Origin of the sequence: Metamycoplasma equirhinis (assembly GCF_006385185.1) — a bacterium.
Classification (GTDB): Bacteria; Bacillota_I; Bacilli_A; order Mycoplasmatales; family Metamycoplasmataceae; genus Metamycoplasma; species Metamycoplasma equirhinis.
Genome location: NZ_VFIX01000006.1, coordinates 18603 through 40833, shown reverse-complemented (window position 1 = coordinate 40833; position 22231 = coordinate 18603). Strand labels below are relative to the sequence as shown.

17 protein-coding genes are annotated in these 22231 nt (G+C 30.4%); all 17 read left to right on the top strand.

From position 1 onward, the window contains the following. Window positions 1-122 precede the first annotated feature (122 nt). The 17 genes from rpsL to FJM08_RS02465 all read left to right on the top strand — a co-directional run bounded on the left by rpsL (window position 123) and on the right by FJM08_RS02465 (window position 22229). Window positions 123-539 (top strand): 30S ribosomal protein S12, encoded by a 417-nt coding sequence (rpsL, locus tag FJM08_RS02545; protein ID WP_140031646.1) that lies wholly within the window; start codon window positions 123-125, stop codon window positions 537-539. A gap of 23 nt (window positions 540-562) precedes the next feature. Beyond that, the gene (rpsG, locus tag FJM08_RS02540; protein WP_140031645.1) at window positions 563-1033 is read left to right on the top strand and encodes a 30S ribosomal protein S7; all 471 of its coding nucleotides are present in this window, start codon (window positions 563-565) and stop codon (window positions 1031-1033) included. 12 nt (window positions 1034-1045) lie between these two features. Beyond that, complete coding sequence (fusA, locus tag FJM08_RS02535) at window positions 1046-3139, top strand: elongation factor G (protein ID WP_140031644.1); 2094 nt, start codon at window positions 1046-1048, stop codon at window positions 3137-3139. A 116-nt stretch (window positions 3140-3255) separates the two neighbouring features. Next, entirely contained in the window at window positions 3256-4737 is a 1482-nt protein-coding gene (locus tag FJM08_RS02530) for a DUF1846 domain-containing protein (RefSeq protein ID WP_140031643.1), read from the top strand. Between the two features lie 190 nt (window positions 4738-4927). Beyond that, entirely contained in the window at window positions 4928-5425 is a 498-nt protein-coding gene (rplJ, locus tag FJM08_RS02525) for a 50S ribosomal protein L10 (RefSeq protein ID WP_140031642.1), read from the top strand. A gap of 24 nt (window positions 5426-5449) precedes the next feature. Beyond that, window positions 5450-5824 (top strand): 50S ribosomal protein L7/L12, encoded by a 375-nt coding sequence (rplL, locus tag FJM08_RS02520; RefSeq protein ID WP_140031641.1) that lies wholly within the window; start codon window positions 5450-5452, stop codon window positions 5822-5824. 125 nt (window positions 5825-5949) lie between these two features. Further along, window positions 5950-9561 carry a DNA-directed RNA polymerase subunit beta gene (gene rpoB / locus FJM08_RS08115; protein WP_140031640.1) on the top strand — a complete coding sequence of 1204 codons (3612 nt, stop codon included), beginning with the start codon at window positions 5950-5952 and terminating at the stop codon, window positions 9559-9561. Then, window positions 9561-13958: a DNA-directed RNA polymerase subunit beta' gene (locus FJM08_RS08110; protein ID WP_140031639.1), complete on the top strand. Its 4398-nt coding sequence runs from the start codon at window positions 9561-9563 to the stop codon at window positions 13956-13958. The genes rpoB and FJM08_RS08110 overlap by 1 nt, the downstream gene beginning before the upstream one ends. A gap of 137 nt (window positions 13959-14095) precedes the next feature. Next, a complete protein-coding gene (gene rplU, locus FJM08_RS02505; RefSeq protein WP_140031638.1) occupies window positions 14096-14398 on the top strand; it encodes a 50S ribosomal protein L21 in 303 nt (100 codons plus the stop codon). A 1-nt stretch (window position 14399) separates the two neighbouring features. After that, on the top strand, window positions 14400-14663 hold the full coding sequence (gene rpmA, locus FJM08_RS02500) for a 50S ribosomal protein L27 (RefSeq protein WP_140031637.1): 264 nt from the start codon (window positions 14400-14402) through the stop codon (window positions 14661-14663). Window positions 14664-14698: 35 nt separating this feature from the next. After that, window positions 14699-15547 carry an HNH endonuclease gene (locus FJM08_RS08105; RefSeq protein ID WP_140031636.1) on the top strand — a complete coding sequence of 283 codons (849 nt, stop codon included), beginning with the start codon at window positions 14699-14701 and terminating at the stop codon, window positions 15545-15547. A 65-nt stretch (window positions 15548-15612) separates the two neighbouring features. Next, entirely contained in the window at window positions 15613-16692 is a 1080-nt protein-coding gene (prfA, locus tag FJM08_RS02490; RefSeq protein WP_140031635.1) for a peptide chain release factor 1, read from the top strand. Continuing rightward, window positions 16692-17414 (top strand): peptide chain release factor N(5)-glutamine methyltransferase, encoded by a 723-nt coding sequence (locus FJM08_RS08100; protein WP_140031634.1) that lies wholly within the window; start codon window positions 16692-16694, stop codon window positions 17412-17414. Before prfA ends, FJM08_RS08100 begins: the two co-directional genes overlap by 1 nt. A 106-nt stretch (window positions 17415-17520) precedes the next feature. Beyond that, window positions 17521-18636, top strand: a complete 1116-nt coding sequence (dnaJ, locus tag FJM08_RS02480) for a molecular chaperone DnaJ (RefSeq protein WP_140031633.1) — start codon at window positions 17521-17523, stop codon at window positions 18634-18636. A 65-nt stretch (window positions 18637-18701) separates the two neighbouring features. Next, window positions 18702-20540 carry a type I DNA topoisomerase gene (gene topA / locus FJM08_RS02475; protein WP_140031632.1) on the top strand — a complete coding sequence of 613 codons (1839 nt, stop codon included), beginning with the start codon at window positions 18702-18704 and terminating at the stop codon, window positions 20538-20540. 112 nt (window positions 20541-20652) lie between these two features. Continuing rightward, a complete protein-coding gene (locus FJM08_RS08095) occupies window positions 20653-21864 on the top strand; it encodes a hypothetical protein (RefSeq protein ID WP_140031631.1) in 1212 nt (403 codons plus the stop codon). A gap of 2 nt (window positions 21865-21866) precedes the next feature. Beyond that, window positions 21867-22229, top strand: coding sequence for a hypothetical protein (locus FJM08_RS02465; RefSeq protein WP_140031630.1), 363 nt, complete (start codon window positions 21867-21869; stop codon window positions 22227-22229). Window positions 22230-22231: the final 2 nt, after the last annotated feature.

Sequence of the window (22231 nt, the reverse complement as noted above, 5' to 3'; positions counted from 1 at the left end):
AAAAATGTTAAACACCGGATTAGTTGTTGTATAATTTTAACGTATTTTGTTAAATAGCATAAATACCAAACATTTATATAATATAAAAACATTTAATTAAATTAAAATGAAAGGATTTTAAAATGCCTACAGTTGCTCAATTAGTTAAACAAGGCCGTAAAGATAAAACTACAAAATCTAAAGCTCCTGCTTTAGGTAAAATGTATAACTCTTTACAAAAAAAAGAAAACTCAATACCTGCGCCATTTAAACGTGGCGTATGTACTCGTGTTGCAACTATGACGCCTAAAAAACCTAACTCAGCTATTCGTAAATATGCTCGTGTTAGATTATCAAATGGACAAGAAGTTACAGCATATATTCCCGGAGAAGGACACAATTTACAAGAACACTCAGTTGTATTAATTCGCGGCGGTAAAGTTAAAGATTTACCCGGAGTTAGATACACAATCGTGCGTGGAACACAAGATGCAGCCGGCGTAGATGGAAGAAAAAAAGCTCGTTCAGTATATGGTACTAAAAAACCAAAAAGTAATTAATTATTAGTTAGAAAGGAAACAATATGTCAAGAAAACATAAAGCACCAGTTAGAGAAGTTCTAGCAGACCCAGTTTTTAACTCAAAAATTATTACTAAATTAGTTAACACCATTATGCTAGACGGTAAAAAATCAATCGCTGAAAACATTTTATATAACGCATTAGAAATTGTAAAGACAAAAACCGGAAAAGATTCTTTTGAAGTATTTAATACAGCATTAGAAAATATTAGTCCTCAATTAGAAGTAAGATCAAGAAGAGTTGGTGGTTCAAACTATCAAGTACCTTGTGAAGTTAGTGCAAAAAGAAAACAAACACTAGCACTAAGATGATTAATTCAATTTGCTAGATTAAGAAACGAAAAAACTATGGAAGAAAAGCTTGCAAATGAAATTATTGATGCCTCAAATAAAATGGGTGGAGCTATTAAAAAACGTGAAGATACCCACAAAATGGCTGAATCAAACAAAGCGTTTGCACACTTTAGATGATAATAGGATACTTATATGGCTAGAGAATATAAAATTGAAGATTATCGTAATATCGGTATAATGGCTCACATTGATGCCGGTAAAACAACTACAACAGAAAGAGTTTTATACCACACTGGTAAAATTCATAAAATTGGTGAAACCCACGAAGGAGCTTCACAAATGGACTGAATGGTTCAAGAACAAGAACGTGGTATTACTATTACCTCAGCTGCAACCACAGCTTTTTGAAAAGGTAAAAGATTAAACATTATTGACACCCCAGGACACGTTGACTTCACTATTGAAGTTGAACGTTCACTACGTGTTTTAGATGGTGCTGTTACAGTACTTGATGCACAAAGCGGAGTGGAACCTCAAACTGAGACAGTTTGAAGACAAGCAACAAATTATAAAGTTCCTAGAATTGTTTACGTAAACAAAATGGACAAAATGGGCGCTAATTTTAAAGCATCTATTGAATCACTTAAAAAATTATTGGGCGCAAATGCACACGCTATTCAATTAAACATTGGTGAAGAAGCACAATTTTCTGGCGTTATTGACCTTGTTACAATGAAAGCATATGAATTTGACGGATCGATTGATGAAAATTTAACTGAAATCGCTATTCCTGATTATTTAAAAGATGAAGCATCATTAATGCGTGCTTCATTGGCTGAATCACTAGCTGATTACGATGAAGATGTTATGGAAACTTTATTAATGGAACAAGAAGTTTCTCCAGAACAAATGAAAAAGGCAATCAGAAAAGCTACATTAACTTCAGAATACTTTCCAGTTGTTTGTGGAACATCATTTAAAAACAAAGGTGTTAAATTTATGATCGATGCTATTGTTGATTATTTGCCATCACCTATTGATATTCCACCAATGAAAGCATATAAGAACGATGAAGAACTTCATATTCCTGCAGACGATGAAGAATTTTTCTCTTCATTAGCATTTAAGGTAATGAATGATCCATTTGTTGGAAATCTAACTTTCTTTAGAGTTTATTCAGGTGTTGTAGCAAAAGGTTCATATATCTTTAACTCAACCAAAGGCGAAAAAGAGAGATTAAGCCGTATTTTATTAATGCATGCAAATAGCCGTCAAGATATTGATGAAGTTCGAACAGGAGATATTGCTGCTGCCGTTGGTTTAAAATTCACAACCACGGGCGACACTTTAATTGATGAAAAACAAAAAGAAGTTGTTTTAGAAAATATGAACTTCCCAGAACCCGTTATTTCACAAGCTATTGAACCTAAAACAAAAGACGCTTCCGAAAAATTGTCATTGGCATTGCAGAGACTTTCAGCAGAAGACCCAACATTTAAATACTACACTGATGAAGAAACTGGTCAAACAATTATTGCTGGTATGGGTGAATTACACCTTGACATTATTGTTGATAGACTAAAACGTGAATTTAAAGTTGAAGTAACTGTTGGAGCTCCTCAAGTTTCATACCGTGAAACTATTACTAAATCAGCTGAAGTTGAAGGAATGCACAAGAAACAATCTGGTGGTAAAGGTCAATACGGTCACGTATGAATTAAATATGAACCAAACCCAGATGGTGGATTTGAATTTGTTGACAAAATTGTTGGTGGTAAAATTCCTAAAGAATACATCAAATCAATTGAAAAAGGTCTTAAAGAAAAAATGGCTATTGGTATTCTTGCTGGATATCAAATGATTGATATTAAGGCAACATTATTCGATGGATCATACCACGAAGTTGACTCTTCAGAATTAGCATATAAAATCGCTGCTTCTAAATCACTTACAAAGGGTCGTGAACAATTAGGAACAGTTCTATTGGAACCTATTATGGATGTTGCTGTCGTTGTACCCGAGGACTTTTTCGGTGATGTTATGGGTGATATTTCAAGAAGACGCGGACAAGTTAGAGATAATGAAACCAGAAATGATGGCGCACACGTTATTAAATCATATATTCCATTGAGCGAAATGTTTGGTTATGCTACACAACTAAGATCAATGACAACAGGTCGTGGAACATATCAAATGTGATTTGACCACTATGAAAAATTGCCTCGCAATTTAGCTGATGAAATCATCAAAAAACGTGGTGGAAAAGTTAAAGTCGAAGAAGATTAATTAATAAAATAATTTATAAACGTTGGCAAAAACTCGCTAGCGTTTATTTATTTTTAATTTGCTTATAGCAAAATTAAAATCCATTATAATTAATAAAACAAAACTGGAGATGAATAATGAAAGAGGCCTTTAATAATTACAAATATTTAGATTTACAATCAAAAAACATCGAGGAACGTATTGAACAATTTGACAATAAATTATATTTAGAATTTGGAGGTAAACTATTACTTGATTCACATGCTAGTAGAGTTTTACCTGGTTTTGACCCTAGTGCAAAACTTAATTTATTGCTTAAATTAAGAGAAAAAATAGAAATATTATTAGTGCTATCGGCTCGTGATATTGAAAAAAATAAATTACATGCCGATTTAGGAATAAGTTACGACCAAGATATTTTACGTTTAATTGATTTATATCGTTCATATAATTTTTTAGTTAAAAATGTTGTTATTACTCATTATAATGAACAGGCCAACGCAAAACGTTTTAGAGATAAATTAACTAAATTGGGAATTTGCGTTTCATGTCACTATATCATTAAAAATTATCCCAACGATGTTGATAGTATTATTTCTGAAAATGGCTTTGGTAAAAATGATTACATTAAAACTGAAAGAGAATTAGTTGTTATTACCGCTCCCGGTCCGGGTTCTGGCAAACTTGCAGTTGCTCTAAGTCAAATTTATCATGATTCAAAACATAATATTAAATCAGGTTATGCAAAATTCGAGACATTTCCAATTTGAAATTTGGCGCCTAATCATCCAATCAATTTAGCTTATGAAGCCGCAACGGCAGATTTAAATGACCAAAATATGATAGACCCCTTTCATTTGAAAAAATATAAAAAAGAGGCAACAAATTATAATCGCGACATTGAAGCTTTTCCGGTTTTAAATTCATTATTCAAAAGAATTTATGGTGATAGTCCCTACTCATCGCCAACTGATATGGGCGTTAATATGGCTGGTTTTTGCATTGAAGATGAAGAAAAAGCAATTATAGCTTCTAAAAAGGAAATTATTCGTCGTTATTTTCACGCTATGGTTGATTTGAAAAAAGATATCGGCACAATTAAAAGTGTTAAAAAAATCGAAGATATTTTAAAGAAAAATAACATTAATTATTCACTTAACGAAGCAATAACGGAAGCACATCTACTTTCAATAACCACTGAAATGCCGGCTGTTACAATTTCATTGTCGGATAATTACATTGTACGCGGCAAAACATCTAATTTATTAGGGCCAAGTTCAGCCGCGTTATTAAATGCATTGAAATACTTGGCAAAAATTCCTAAAGAAATTGATTTATTAGAGCCTTCGGTTATAAAATTAGTTCAAGATTTAAAAATTAATTATTTACATAATCAAAATCCACGTTTGCATATGAATGAAACTTTAATTGTTCTTTCAGCATCAGCTGAAAAAAACGAAAACGCAAAAAAGGCAATGTTATCAATTCCGAAATTAAAAAATGCTGATGCTCATTCAACTGTTATTTTATCTGAAACAGATGTTGAAATTTTCTCTAGATTAGGAATATTTTTAACCGAAGATCCTAAATATGAAAAAAATCGTTTTTATCATAAATAAACACCTTAAATTAGCAATATTATTACATTAATTTCTGCCAACAAAAAATATCCAAATTTGTTGTAGAAATTATTTTTATTATGATATAATAAGCACGCAATATACGAAGACAGTAACAGCTGAAAGCTTAATATGTTACCAAGTATGCTTACTTTTTTGAATATTGCAATTATAATTTATAGGAGGAAAAATGAGTGCTTTAAGAGATGCTAAAGTTTTAGTTGTCGATGAAATCGCTAAAAACATTACTGAATCCAAAGCTTTATATGTTGTTAACTATAAAACTTTAGATGTTGCTTCATTGCAATCAATTCGTAATGATTTAGCTAAACAAGGCGTTCTATTGAAAGTTTACAAAAATAGATTAGTTAAACAATCATTAAACAAATTAAATCATGCTGACTTAAACGATTATTTATTAGGTCAAAATATTTATGCATTTGCAAAAGAAGATGATTTAACAACTTTAAAAGCTTTAGTTAAATTTAAAAAACAATTTCCAGCATTTGAATTAATAGCTGGAATTTACGAAAATAAAGTTGTAGACGCAAAAGCATTAAACGAAATCGCTAAGCTTCCTTCATACGAAGAATCACTTATGATTCTTGGAAATTCATTACTATCACCAATCAGAAATTTAGCAATTGGTTTGAATGAATTAGTTAAACAAGGAAAAGTATCAGAATAATTACATTAAAACAAGGAGATTATTATGGCAAAATTAACAAAAGAAGAATTCGTTTCAGCATTAAAAGAAATGAACATTAAAGAAGTTATGGAACTAGTAGAAGGATTAAAAGAAGAATTTGGAATTGATCCTACTGCTGTAGTTGCTGCTGCTGCTCCAGCCGCCGCTACTGAAGCCGCTGAAGAAAAATCAGTATTTAACATTACTTTAAAATCAGACGGAGGAAACAAATTAGCAGTTATTAAAGCTGTTAAAGATTTATTAGGTCTAGGATTAATGGATGCTAAGAAATTAGTTGAATCAGTACCTGCAGTTCTAAAAGAAAATGTTAAGAAAGAAGAAGCGGAAGCTATTAAAGCAAAACTAGCTGAAGTTAAAGCTGAAGTAGTTTTAGAATAATTAAAAAATCAAAAATAGGCTTTTCAAAGCCTTTTTTGCTTTTTTATTATATACGTATGCATATACGTGCAAATATCACAAATAAAATATTAATTTAAAAAATAAACTAAAAAATGAGGAAAGATATGGCGATTAAATCAAAATATGAACTAAGAAAGTTTGGACCAATTACCGAAAGAAGAGATTACTCAATTAGCCAACATAAATTTGAGACCCCTGACTTTTTGGAAATGCAAAGAGAATCGGTTGAAAAATTTCTTAAGGAAGGCATTGAAGAAGAATTAAGAAATATTTATCCAATTGAAGCAAACGGAAAAGTAAGAATTGATTACATCCACAATTCTGCGCATTTTGAATATCCAAAAAAAATTGAATATGAATGCATAAAAGAAGCTAAACAAAAAGGCTCTTCATATCAAGGAAAATTAAAAGCTAAATTAAGACAAACAAACACGATAACTGGTGAAGTCGAAGATTCAGAAGTTGTGTTTGCTGAAATTCCAATAATGACTTATGGTGGATCGTTTATTATTAACGGTTCTGAAAAAGTCATTGTTTCGCAATTAATTCGATCAACAGGAGCATATTTTGGGGTTAACGTTAGAAATAAGCAAGCAAATGACTTATTTAACAAAGTGGAAATTATTCCACAACTTGGCTCATGAGTAGAAATTTATCATAAAGTAACCTCTTCTGGTACTGATACAATAAAGATTCATATCGACAAAAATAAATCATTTTTATTATCAACATTTCTAAAAGCTTTAGGTTTTAATGAAGATGGCATTAGAATGATGTTTGGAAATGTGCCCGAATTAGAAGAAACGCTAAAGAAAGACAAAATTTCAAAATTTGAAAATGCTGATAGCACATTAGAAGCACAAGAAGCTATTTATCGTTTAATAAGAAAAGGCGATAGAATGACAGCAGATTCTGCTCGTAATTTAATTCCCTCGACTTTATTTAATGAAAAAAGATATAACTTGACTGAAACTGGCCGCTTTACATTAAATCGTAAATTGAATGTAAAGGAAAGAATTGCAAATTCATATCTTGCAGAAAATCTATATTCTGAAGATGGTGAATTATTGCATGAAAAAAACACATTTATTACTTGAGAAATCGCACGCAAAATTCACAAAGAATTTGAAGATGGCATCATTCCTATGTGACATTTACCTAATATTGATGAAAATGTCTATGGTTCACAAGTAGAGCCGCAAGAAAATGAACCCGAAGAAATTCAAGTTTTACGTAATCGTTTATATGTTCCTTCAGTTTGAATATATCCAACCGAAAAAGACATGTTAAATGATCAAAAAATTCAGGTATTGGGTAACGACCCTACTGCTAATGAAAAGTTTTTATTAGTACCTGACATTGTCGCAACAATTTCATATTACTTTAATTTACTTTCAAAAGTGGGAATTGATGATGATCCTGATTCACTTATTAATAAAAGAATTGTTACTATTGGTGAATTACTTCAAAATCAATTTAGAATTGGACTAATTAAGTTAGAAAAAAACACCCGTGAAAGAATTTCAACTAAGGATATTGATAAAATTACACCTAAAAATGTAACAAACAATAAACCAATTTTTAACCAATTTAAATCATTTTTTAATACTTCAAAATTATCACAATTCATGGATCAATGTAATCCGCTGGCAGAAATTTCAAATAAACGCAGAATTACATCACTTGGACCTAGAGGATTAAACCGTGATACTGCACAATTTGAAGTTCGTGACGTTCACCCTACTCACTTTGGTAGAATCTGTCCAATTGAAACCCCAGAAGGCCCTAATATCGGACTTATTCTAAACTTGGCTTCATTTTCTAAAATTGATAAATACGGTTTTATTCAATCACCATATTTTAAAGTTACCAACCGTAAAGTTGATTTTAGCGAACCTATTTATTTAACCGCAATTGAAGAAGTTGGATATACATTTGCGCAATCAACAACTCACATTAAAAATAATGTTATTGTTGATGAAAAAGTTATGGCTAGACGTGACAACGAATTTGTCGAAGTATCAGCTGATGAAGTTGATTATATTGGTGTATCCAACCGTCAAATGACATCAATAGCCGCATCAGCAATTCCATTTTTAGAAAATGACGATGCTAACCGTGCACTTATGGGATCAAACATGCAACGTCAAGCCGTTCCTGTTCTATTTCCTGAAAAACCATTAGTTGCAACCGGTGTGGAAGCTGATATTGCTAAATATTCATCAACAAACATTTGTGCAACACGCGCTGGTGTTGTTAGTTATGTTGATGCAGAAATTATAAAAATTATTCCAGACGGGTTAAGCAAGCCAGATGTCTACCATTTAAGAACATTTGAAAGAAGTAATCAAGGTACTTTAATTCACCAAATACCAATCGTAAAATTAAATCAACGCATTGAAGCTGGCGATTTGCTAGTTGATGGCCCTTCTATGCAAGATGGTGAATTAGCATTAGGCAAAAACGTGTTAGTTGGTTTTACAACATGACATGGTTACAATTATGAAGACGCCGTTGTTTTATCGGAAAGATTAGTAAAAGATGATGTCTATACTTCGATTCATATTGAAGAACAAACTATTCAATTTAGACATTCTAAAGCAGGAGATGATTTACTAACTGCGGATGATATTCCTAATGTTTCTAATTTCTCTAAACGTTTCTTAGATGAAAACGGAATTGTTAAAGTTGGTTCTGAAGTTAGTGCCGGCGACATTTTGGTTGGTAGAACTTCGCCAAAAGGCGAAGAAAACCCAACTCCTGAAGAAAAATTAATGGCGGCTATTTTTGGCCAAAAAACAACTTCAAGAAAAGATACATCACTAAAAGTTAAACACGGTCATAACGGCACAGTTGTTGCTGTTGACATTTTAAGCCGTGAAACAGGCGACCAACTTGAAGACGGAATCGATAAAATCGTTAAAGTTTCTATCGCTCAAAAACGTAAAATTAAAGTCGGTGATAAAATGGCTGGACGCCATGGTAATAAAGGTGTTGTATCAATTGTTTTACCAGTTGAAGAAATGCCATATCTAGAAGATGGAACTCCACTTGATATTGTTTTAAACCCTCAGGGTGTTCCTTCTCGTATGAATATTGGACAAGTTTTAGAACTTCACTTAGGTTTGGCTGCTAAAAAACTAAATACTAAATTTGTTACCCCAATTTTTGATGGCATAACTCACAATCAAATTCGCGAAATTTTAGAAGAAGCAAAAATTGACCCAAGTGGAAAAATGGTTGTTTATGATGGAAGAACTGGTGAACCATTTGATAATCCTATTTCGGTAGGAATTATGTATTATCTTAAACTATATCACATGGTTGATGATAAAATGCACGCTCGTTCTGTTGGACCATATTCACTTATTACTCAACAACCACTTGGCGGAAAAAGCCAAAATGGTGGTCAAAGATTTGGTGAAATGGAAACATGAGCAATTGAATCATATGGAGCTTCAAATGTATTGCAAGAACTTTTAACGTATAAGTCAGATAATATTTTAGGCCGTAACCAACTTTATAATTCATTGGCAAGAAACGTTAAATTGCCAAAACCAGGTATGCCAGAATCATTTAACGTTCTAGCATATGAATTACGTGGTTTAGGTATTAAGTTAGAAGCTCACGAAAAATTAAATGAAAATGAAGTAGATGATGACATTCAAAGAATTGATACAAAATACTATCAAGAATTTGAAGGAGGAGCAGAATAATGAAAAAGAGTAGTAAATATGATTTATTGCAAGAAGAAAGAATTGCTAAAATTTCATTAGCTCTTGCAACCCCTGAAGATGTTGTTAAATGATCTCATGGTGAAGTTACGAAGCCAGAAACCATTAATTACAAAAGTTATAAACCGGAACGTGGTGGATTATTTGATGAAATAATTTTCGGCCCTATTATTGATTATCGTTGTCCAGTCTGTGGCTATAAATACAAAAAAATAAATGAAGGCGAATATTGCACAAGAACAGAACTTTGTCGTCAAGAACATGTGGAAATATTGCCCAAAATGGCACGTAGAAATCATATGGGACATATTAAATTAAATAGTCCTGTAGTTCACTTTTGATATTTTAAAGTTGATCACTCAATTATTTACAAATTATTAGGTTTAAGGACAAGTAAAGGCCAAGATTCGGTTCGTCGTGAAGAACTTGAAAACTTAATTTACTATAAAAATCATATCGTTTTAGAAGACGGTGGTTTAAAATCATTACCTAAAAATCAAATTATTGAAATTAATGATGCTGCCGTTATATATAAAGCGGCGCTAGAAGAATTGCTTTTACGCTTTGAAGAAAATAGCGAAGCTTATGAAGACATTAAAGATACTCTTGACACATTAGTTGATAAAGCGACTTCTAAAATTGGCCAAGAATACGGTATTGATTTCTATGAATTAAACGAAGTTATTGAACATTATTGTGATGCTAAAATTGGTACCGGCGCTTTAGCAATTGAATATTTATTAAAAAATCTTGATCTACAAAAAGAAAAGGAATTTGTTTCTGAAGAAATTAGAAAATTAAATTCTGAAGAATTTGCAAACCCTGAAAAATTTGCTTCAACTTCGAAACAAAATCGTGAAAAATTATACAAACGTTTACAAGTGATTAATGCATTTATTGAATCAAAGCAAGATCCAACAAGTATGTTAATTTACAATTTGCCGGTTATTCCCGCTGATTTACGTCCATTAATTCAATTAGATGGTGGTCGTCACTCAACTTCTGATATTAACGAATTATATCGCCGGGTAATTATTAGAAATAACCGACTACAACAATGACAAGAAAAAGATGCTCCTACTTTAGTTATCCAAAATGAACTTAGAATGATTCAAGAAGCAGTTGACGCTTTAATTGACAACCAAAGAAGAAGTCCAAACCCTGTTTTATCAAAAGATAATCGTCCATTTAAATCAATTAGCGACGCTCTGACCGGAAAAAAAGGCCGTTTTAGACAAAATCTATTAGGAAAACGTGTTGATTATTCTGGTCGTTCAGTTATTGTTGTTGGCCCATCACTTAAAATGCATCAATGTGGTATTCCTCGTGAAATGGCAGCAAAATTATTTGAGCCATGAATTATTTCACGTTTAATCGAAAAAGAAGTAGCAACCACAATTAAAAACGCTAAGAAAATAATTGAAGATCAAAATCCTATTATTTGACCTCACGTTGCTGAGGCTATTAAGGGAAAATTAGTGCTTTTAAACCGAGCACCAACCTTACATAGACTTTCAATTCAAGCTTTTGAACCAGTTTTAGTACGTGGAAAAGCTATTAAATTACACCCATTAGTATGTACTCCATTTAACGCCGATTTTGATGGTGACCAAATGGCTGTTCACGTGCCTATTTCAGAAAAAGCTTTATTAGAAAGCCGTGAATTAATGCTTGCTAATAAAAATATTTTAGGTCCAAAAGATGGCGAACCTATTATTAATCCTTCACAAGATATGATTCTTGGTCTTTACTATTTAACAATTGAGGAAGAAAATGCTAAGGGTGAAGGCAGGGTATTTGATAACTTTGACCATATGATGCGTGCGCTTGAAAACAAAAAAGTTTCATTACACGCAAGGGTTGCAATGCCAGCGGAACAAGTTAAAGATTATCGTTTGCTTAATCCATCAGCAACACCACAATATGTAATTTCGTCAGTAGGTAAATTTATTTTTAACAATATCTTTCCTAAATCATTCCCATTTATTTACGATAATAATGTAAATAAAGCAATTTCATTAGAAGAATATAACAAAACATTCAATAACAAATATGTTGTATCTGCGCCAACTGACATTTCAGAGTATATAAAGCATGAATTATCATTGCAAGAAGGATTCAACAAGAAAAATATTGCCAAAATTATTCGTTATATTTTTGATAAATATGTTGCAACAACTACTGTCGCAGAAATTGCATCAGTAATTGATAAATTAGATGATAGTAATGAAGTTGGCATTTTGAAAAACTTCATGGAATTGAAATCATATAAAAATGAAAATATTGACAAAGAACACGCATTATTATTAGATGAATTTACTAAACAAGCTAGAGACAAAGTGGATGCGTTAAATATTTATCGTGCATCTAAAGCACAAGATGATGAAATCAAAATTCCTTTAACTCCTGAAGAAAAAGCTCAAATTTTAGATGAAGTTTGATTTAAATATACAAACTTTGTTGCTTCAATATTAGACAATATCAAACAACTAGGATTTGACTATTCAACTACATCTGGTATCTCGATTTCATTTTCAGATATTTTAGAAACCGATAAAAAAGAAGAATTTATTCTTGAAGGCGACCAATATATTGCTAAATTGAAACAATACTACGATCAAGGTTTAATTACTGATGATGATAGATACTCGTTAACAATCAAAAAATGAGCCGATATTAAAGAATCACTTCAAAAGGTATTAGAAGATATTATTAAATCAAACCCACAAAATCCTGTTATTACAATGATTAATTCGGGTGCTCGTGGTAATATTGCTAACTATGTCCAATTAGCTGGTATGCGTGGATTAATGGCTAACAACACAAAAACCACTAAAGCCGATGCTAAAAACGATAGAGTTGTTAGATCAACTGTTGAAGTTCCTGTTAAATCATCGTTTATTGAGGGACTTACTGCATTTGAATTCTATTCATCAACTCATGGTGCTAGAAAAGGTCTAACTGATACCGCCTTAAACACTGCTAAATCTGGATATTTAACAAGAAGATTAGTTGATGTAGCTCAAAACATTGTTGTAAGACAAGAAAACTGTGGTTCTGATTATGGATATGTAGCACAAGATATTATCGATACTAAAAATAATCAAATTATTGTTTCACTAAAAGAAAGAATTGTTGGTAGATTTACTAATAAACCAGTAATTTCGCCAAGCGGTGTAATGGTTTGCGATCGTAACGTCTTAATTACTGAAAAAATAGCTAAAAGAATCGAAGATTTAGGTATTACCGAGGTTGAGATTAGATCAATTTTGGGCTGCAACACTCGTAACGGTGTATGTAAAATGTGTTTTGGTAAAGACTTGGCAACAAATAGAATTGTTAACATCGGAGAAGCTGTTGGTATTATTGCTGCTCAATCAATCGGTGAACCTGGTACACAGTTAACAATGCGTACCTTCCATACTGGTGGTGTCGCTGGTGTAGAGGATATTACTGGTGGTTTTACTAGACTTATTGAATTAATTGATGCTCACGAACAACCATGAGGTCGCCCTGCAGTAATTTCTCCTTATGCTGGAAAAGTTACAAAAATCGAAAAATCTGAAACTGATGAAACTTCATATTTAATTTCAATTGAAATCAAAAATGCAAAAAATGTAAAAACAATACAAAAAATTTTTGTCTCAACAAATAAAAAATTAAGAGTAGAAATTGGATCAGAAATCGAAATTGGTCAAAAAATATCAGAAGGTCCAATCATTTTAAAAGAATTATTGAATTTAACTGATACAATTACCGTTCAAAATTATTTACTAAAAGAAATTCAAAGAATTTATCGTATTCAAGGTATTGCAATTAGCGACAAATATATCGAAATTATTATTCGCCAAATGATGTCAAAAATTGTAATTAGTGATCCTGGTGATTCGAAATTCTTCGCTGGTGCAATTGTTGATATTTTTGACTATCAAGAAGAAAATGCTCAATTATTGACTAAAGGTCTTAAACCAGCATTTGGTAAAGTTGTAATCAAAGGTGCAAAACAAGTTCCTTTATTATCTGATTCATTTTTAGCAGCTGCTTCATATCAAGAAACTTCAAAAATTTTGGTTCATGCAGCGATCTCTTCAAGAACAGATACTTTAAGTGGTCTAAAAGAAAATATTATTGTTGGTAAGAGAATTCCTTCAGGAACAGCTTTATATCCTTTTGAATCTTATTCAAAATATGATATTAAACCATCAATAGCATATTTTAAGAACATAAATGAAGATGCTGAATTAGAATCAACTGAAAATATAGATATTGACGCTATTATTCAAGAAGTTCATGACGATTATAGCCCATCTGATGAAGAACAAATTGCCATTAATGAAGAAAGTGAAAACTTAGATTACGAAAAAGTTTGAGAAGAATAGAAAAAAGCACTAAACAACGGTGCTTTTTTTATTTTTTGATATAATAAAACAGTTACTTATATAGTAACCATTCTAAAAAGGTTTTTCAAACTAATTTAGTACCTTAAAGATGCGACAAAATATAAGGAGGCAAAGTAATGTTTGCTATTATTGAAACAGGCGGAAAACAATTAATTGTTAAAGCCGGCGATGTAATTTACGTTGAAAAAATAGCAGGTGTAGAAGGCGACGACGTTGTATTTGACAAAGTTTTAGCAATTGAAGATAAAATCGGTACACCTTACTTAGAAAAAGCTTCTGTTTTAGGAACCATCGAAAAGCAAGGAAAAGCAAAAAAAATTGTTGTTTATAGACATAATGCAAAATCAACACACAAACGCAAATTGGGACACCGTCAACCATATACAAGAGTTAAAATCTCAGAAATAAAGGTGAAATAATATGGCACATACGAAATCTGGTGGAACGACCTCTAATAGTAGAGACTCAGCCGGTAGAAGATTAGGTGTTAAAGCTACTGACGGACAATTTGTTTTAGCGGGAAGTATTATCTATAGACAAAGAGGAACAAAAATTTTTCCAGGGCAAAATGTTGGCCGTGGCAAAGATGACACTCTATATGCTTTAATTGATGGAATCGTTAAATTTGAAAACAGAATTAATAGAAAATTTGCATCAGTATATGCAAAAACTGACAAAAAATAAGGCTAATTTAGCTTTATTTTTTATATAATTTAGTCATGAAGAAATATTACATATTAGGCATAGCAATCGCAATATTTGTATTTACAATATTGATAGCAATTCTAATTGACGTATTTATTGTTAAGCGTGCTAAAAAACTAAAAAAATACGTTCTAGAAAATAGCGAAGCTTTACAAAATTTGCAATCTTTAAATAATAAATATCAATTTAATTTTTTTGAATGAATTGATAAATATGATCATTTTTATGACAATGAAAATTATTTTAATAACATTAGTTGTAAAGAATATTTAATTTACCTTTTAGATTCTGATTATTATAAAAACATATTTTTCAAAAAAACAAAACTCGCATCTGAGAATAAAAATTTATATGAGTTATACAAAAATGAATTGGCTAATATTGAATTAAAAGATTTCAAAATTGCACCAAAACATTATTCGCTTATCAAAATTAATAAAATTCAAAATTCTCTCTTTTATAAAAATATAAAACCTGAGCCTATTTCAGAATATAAAATTGGTGTAATTTTGCATCTAACTAATCTATATAAAACTCACATATTTCAAACAAAGGAAGAAGTATTTACGTATTCTGAAATTGTGACTATTATTAAAAAATTAAGACAGCGCAATTGAAATAATTTATGTATTGATTTAGATATACGTAAAGCAATTAATAAAGTGGAACATGGTCAAGTCTCTAATAAGATACGTTTTGAAATTTATAGTCGAGACAATTATTGTTGCAAACGGTGTGGAGCATATAATAAAAATTTAGAAATTGATCACATTATTCCTATATCACGAGGGGGTAAATCCACGTTAGATAATTTACAAACCTTATGTCATGATTGTAATCAGCAAAAAGGTTCAAGTATTTAATATTGATTTATAAAATGCTCAATTCATTTAGGTTTAGCATTTTTATTTTGCTATAATTTTTAATTATGGAAAAGACAATGCGAGAATCATTATTTTCTATTGCCAAGCAATATGAAAATCTAGCTAAAAAATTAAATGAATCTGATATATATAATGATATTAAACAATACACCAAATTAGCTAAAGAAAAAGCGGATATTGAAGAAATTTATGAAACATTTACAAAATATCTAAATGTTGAGGAACTTTACAATTTATCAAAAGAGATTTTAGCAAACGAAAAAGATGAGGAATTAATTTTATTGGCCAAAAACGATATCGATAATCAAATCAAAGATTTAGAAAATCTAGAAGAAAAAATAAAAGAATTGTTGCTTCCTCAAGATGAAAATGATAAACGCAATGTTATTATGGAAATTAGAGGAGCTGCCGGCGGCGATGAAGCAAATATTTTTTCAGGTGATTTATTTAAAATTTATCAAAAATATTGTGAAGCGAAAAATTATAAAATAAAAATTATTGATTCTACTTATGGGGCAGCAGGCGGGTTTAGTCAAATTATTTTTAGCGTTAAAGGCGACAAAGTTTTTTCACAACTAAAATTTGAACGTGGTGTCCACCGCGTTCAAAGAGTTCCTCAAACGGAAACTCAAGGAAGAGTTCATACTTCTACTGCAACCGTTACTGTTTTGCCTGAAATTGATGAAGATGTTAAAATTGATATTAAACCGGAAGATATTGAAATTGATGTATTTAGAAGTTCCGGCGCTGGCGGGCAATCAGTTAATACAACTGATTCAGCGGTTAGAATAACGCACAAACCAACTGGAATCGTAGTTACCTCGCAAGATGAAAGAAGCCAAATTCAAAATAGGGAAACCGCGTTAAAAGTTTTAAAATCTAGACTTTATGAAATGGAAGTAAGCAAACGTGAAGCCGAAGAAAGTGGGCTAAGAAAACTAGCCGGTTCTGGTGATCGCAGCGAAAAAATTAGAACTTATAACTATCCACAAGATCGTGTTACTGACCATCGTATTGGTTTTTCAACTTCGCTAAAAACGATTATTGAAGGTGATTTACAAAAAATAATTGATGCATTAATAGCGGAAGAAAAGGCACAAAAAATTAAAGAGGTTGGTCTTTAATGATTGATAAAAACGAATTATTGCGGGAAAAGGAAAGATATAACCTACCGCTTTTTATTTCTAAAAAAGAATTAAAAAAATTAAAAAAAGATGTGCCCGTTCAAAAAATTATTGGTTTTCAAATTTTACAAAATGTTCATTTAGATTTGCGCTATAAAGTGCTAATTCCACGATATGAAACCGAAGAATTAATTATTGCTGCATATCCATATCTCAATAGTAAATCAAAGGTTTTAGATTTAGGGTGTGGATCTGGTTTTATTGGGTTATCAATTGCTAAAAACAAAAAATGCAATGTCACATTAGTTGATAGAAATTCACAAGCTATTAAACAGTCTAAACTTAATGCTAAATTAAATAACTTAAATGTTTCAGTTATTAAATCAAATTGATTCCAAAAAGTAAATGAAACATATGATTTAATAATTTCTAATCCGCCATATTTAAAAACGCTAAAAAATTTAAGCAAATCATTAAAATATGAACCAAAAAATGCCTTAGTAGGTAAAAACAATGGACTTTTACCATACAAAATAATTTGTTCTCAAGCATATAATTTTTTAAATAATAAAGGAGTATTGATGTTCGAAATTGATGACAATATTGCTAAATGATTTAAGGCAAAATTTAATAATGTATTAATATTAAGAGATATTAATTCAAAAGAAAGAATAGCCATATTAGCAAGAAACGATTTACGTGACTACAAATTCGAAAAATAATGCTCAAATTTGAAGAAAAATATCTATTTTAATTTGTTTAATATTGCCACGAATATTTATATCAAAAGTTAGCACTCAATTTTATTTTGTGCTAAAATTGTAAATTATGAAAGATAACAAACGTGATTATTATGATGTGTTGGGTGTTTCAAAATCGGCATCTGAAAAAGAAATAAAATCTGCTTATCGTAAATTGGCAATGCAATATCACCCTGATAGAAATAAAGCACCAGACGCGGAAGCAAAATTTAAAGAGGTGACTGAAGCTTATGAAGTTTTATCGGATCCAGAAAAGAGAAAAAAATATGACCAGTTTGGTCATAGTGCTTTTGAACAAGGTGGATTTAATTACTCATCAGCAGAAGATATTTTTAGTAGTTTTTTTGGTTCGGGAAACAGTTTTGGCGGTGGATTTGGAAGCGTGTTTGAGGATATTTTTGGTTTTGGCGGTTCATCTAATAAACGCAGCCATAAAGTGAAAGGCGATGACCTGAACTCACGTATAACAATAGATTTCATGGATGCTATAACTGGAAAAACTGAAAAAATTCAACTTTCGAAATCCTCAAAATGTTCGCATTGTAATGGAAGCGGCGCTGAAACACCTAGTGATATTATAAAATGTCCTAAATGTAATGGTCGCGGCCAAATTGAACAAAGGATGGGATTTTTCTCGAGTGTTAGCACATGTAACAAATGTTCAGGTCTTGGTAAAACTATTAAAACACCATGTCATAATTGCAAAGGTTCAGGCAATGAAACAATTAAATCAATTGAAACAATTACAATTCCAGCAGGCATTAAAAATGGCGAAACATTAATTTTGCGTGATTATGGCTTGCCATCATCTAATGGTGGTGAAAATGGCGATTTATATATAACTATTGCAATAAGATCTCACAAACACTTTGAACGTGTAAATAACGATATTATCTTAAATATGCCAATTTCAATAAAATCAATAATTTTAGAGGAAGTCATAAAAATTCCAACTCCGTATGGTTTTAAAGAAATAAAACTTAATAGAAATATGAAATTAGATGGCGTTATAACTATTGATAATTATGGTTTTCCAATTAGAAATTCATCAAAAAAAGGAAACTTGATTGTTTCTATAAAACCATATATTCCTGAATTATCTAAACGCGATGATTCAAAAATTAAAGAAATTTTTGAAAATGCAAAAGACAACGATTATAAGAAGTGGTTAGAACAATTCTAATCCATTTTTTTATATCTTGTTTTGTTTATGCTATTATATTAACATTAAATTTTGGAGGATAAATAATGAGTGAGAAAGTAATGATTGTGGAATCGCCAAATAAAGTGAGCACAATTCAAAAATATGTTGGCGATAAAATAACTGTTGTTTCTTCGGTCGGTCATATTTTAAAACTTGCAACAAAAGGTGTGGGTAATCTCGGGATAGACTTTGAAAACTGAGAACCTAACATGGTTCCAGACCCCGCCAAAAAAAATATTATTTCTGAACTAAAAAAAGTTACAAAAGATGCAACTGAAGTCTTGATCGCAACTGACCCTGATCGCGAAGGCGAAGCAATTGCAAATAATTTAGTTACTACTTTGAAACTTGAAAAAAAATACAAACGTATTAAATATAATGAGATTACCGATGAAGCAATAAATTTTGCAATCAATAATCCTCTAGAAATTGATAAAAATTTAGTTGATGCCCAAAAATCAAGGCGAATGCTTGACAGAATTATTGGATTTAAACTTTCACAATTAATGCAACAAAAAATCAAAAACACGCCAACTACACCTTCGGCGGGAAGAGTGCAATCAATAGCGTTAAAACTTGTAGTTGATAAAGAAAAGCAAATTGAAGAGTTTGTTCCTGTTTTATATTCTAAAATTGATGCTAAAATTTCTGATGACGTAATTGCTCATTTATTTTTCAAGGATAATTTAGATTTTAAAAACGATAATACATGAATAGATAAACAACATGCAATTGATATTTTAACAACGTTAAATAAAAATTTATATTTAGATGTAACCGATTATAAAATTTTCGAACGAAAAGAAGCTGCAATTACTCCATTTAAACAATCCGTTTTATATAAAGAAGCCAAATATTCATCTTCAATTGTTCAAATTAGTGCGCAAAAATTATTTGAAGCTGGTTTAATTTCATATCCAAGAACTGATTCTACTAGAATGAATGATTCGTTTATAAATAAAGCCAAAGACTTTATAAAAAATAAATTTGGTGAAAATTATGTGGCTAATGAAATTAAAGGTTTTTCCGGTGCACAAGATGCCCATGAAGCAATTAGACCTACAGATATTTATTTAACACCTGAAAAGGCAATCCAAAAACATGCGTTAAATGAAGTTGATAGTTATATTTATAAAATAATTTATGATAAAACAATTATGGCTTTAATGACACCGCCAAAACGTAAAGTTTATCAATACGAATTACAAAACGGAATACATTATTTTAAAATGTCATATACAGAAGTGATTTTTGATGGATATTACGCTGTTTCCGGCTACGAAGTAGTTAAGGCGCTACCGGAGTATAAAATAGGCGACAGAGTCTCGGTTAAGGAATTTGAAAAATTAGATAAAGAAACAACTCCACCCGCTCGTTATAATGAAGGTTCATTAATTAAAATGCTAGATGATATTAAAGTCGGAAGACCTTCAACATTCGCTTCAACTATTAATATTATAAAAAATCGTTTATTTGTTGAAAACAAAAATAATTATCTGCATCCTACTGAATTTGGAAAAATTGTTTTAAATAAGCTAATAAATGGCTTTCCTAAAACAATTAACGAAGAATACACAGCTAAAGTTGAAGAAGAACTTGATATGATTTCCGAAGGTAAGGAAAATTATCGTTTACTAATGCAAGATTTTTGAGAAAAATTCAACGAGCATTTTGATGATGTAAGTAAAACTATTGAAATAACAGTTCTACCACAAGAAATAATTGATGAAAAATGTCCGATGTGCGAATCTCAACTTCTTTATCGTTACACAAAAGCAAAACATAATAAATTTATCGGTTGTTCTAATTTTCCAACATGCCGTTACATTAAAAATATTGATCAGCCAAAACGCCGTTTTTGAGGTAAAAAAAGTAATAAATAAAATTAAGTTAAGACTCGTAATTTATAAAATTACGAGTTTTTGTTTTGCTTTGTACAAAGCTAATTTACCTTTTTTATTTATAAATAAAAAATTATTATAAAATTAATGCATCATGGAAAAGAAAAAAATGAATCGCAAAAAATTACTTGTTAATTTATCTTGAGGATTAGGTGCAGTTGTTGTATTAACTTCAATTGGTGGAGCAATTTATTTTGTTATGAAAAATACAAAAAAAATTAAAAAAGTATATTGAAGCCCTGAAAATTTTTTAGAACACGCTAAAAAAGTGCAAATAATCCCATTGTCAATCGGTCCTTCTAATGTTAGCGATTTATACAATAATTTTCAAAATAGTAAGAAGTCTGCGGATGAGAAACGTAATGCATATTTTGAGTCACATCCTGATATTAAAAGAAAACTAGAAAACCCTAAAATATCTAAAAAGGCTAAAGAAAAATTGCTTGAAAATGTGCCAAGATTATTTGATGCAAATGAATTTTTGTCAACTTGAATTGAAACTAGTTTAAATTATGAAGAAACCAAATATTTAAAATTTAAATACAAAAATATTGAACTTACCAACAAACCTAATGAACTAAAAGTTAGTTATGAAATTTATTTAAATTACGAATATGCTAGCGGAAGACATGAATCATCAGAAATTCGCGAAACGCCTAAATCTAAATACTATTATGCAAATGCACAAGTAATCACAATTTTGACTATTTCGGAAAAATGAGATCAAGGTAGCGATTATTACAAAAATCTTCCTCTAATTAATGAAGATTTTGCAAAAGAAATAAGAGCGATTACTAATTTGAAAATTTCACACTTACAAAAAGCATTTAAAAAAGCGAATGAAATTTTAAAGTCAATTACCGGAAAAGAAGTTGATAAGGCTAAAGATCAAAATAGTTTAGATGACTTAATTAAAAGCTGTAACGAATTAATTGCGCAATTAACAAAACAAGCAAAAGAAGATACGATTTCGCCTGAAAATAAACAAAAACTTTTGAATAATGCCAAAACATTGCAAAAAGCAATTGAAGATGCTCTCAACGATAAAGAATGATTTTCACAAGACTCATTTATCAATGCAATATTTGCAAAATTTGTTAAATCAATGCAAGATTATAATGCTTTTCCAGATATATATCCTAAGGATAAATATGATATAGTTTTACTGGAAAATGATGGCAATAAAGCTGTTATTTGAAACCAAAAACTAAACAGTTTAACAATTACATTTCAATATGTTTCTAAAATTGATAAAAATCTTAAATCTCTTGGTGTTTTAAAGACGTTTAATATTGAAAAAGTTTAATAATGAAAAAACAAAATAAACAATTATTAATTGAGCTTCGCAATCTCGAACAAAAATGTAAAAACGATAAAAAAATAATTGAACAAATAAATAAAGCACTAAATATTCGCCAAATTCAAGAACCAAAAAACGCATATTTAAAATCCTTACTAGAAAATTTTTCAATAAACTCTAATTCCAAAGATTTTTTTGATAAGTTAAAAACAAAATTAGAAAAATCTGAATTTTTTGATTATACAGAAATAGATTTTTTAAAAAATATAATTTCTCAAATTGAATTAGAGCCAAAAATGCCAAATGCTAATGAATTATTTGAATTAAATTCCGAAGCTAAGGAAATTTATAATAAAATTAATTCAAAGTAAAA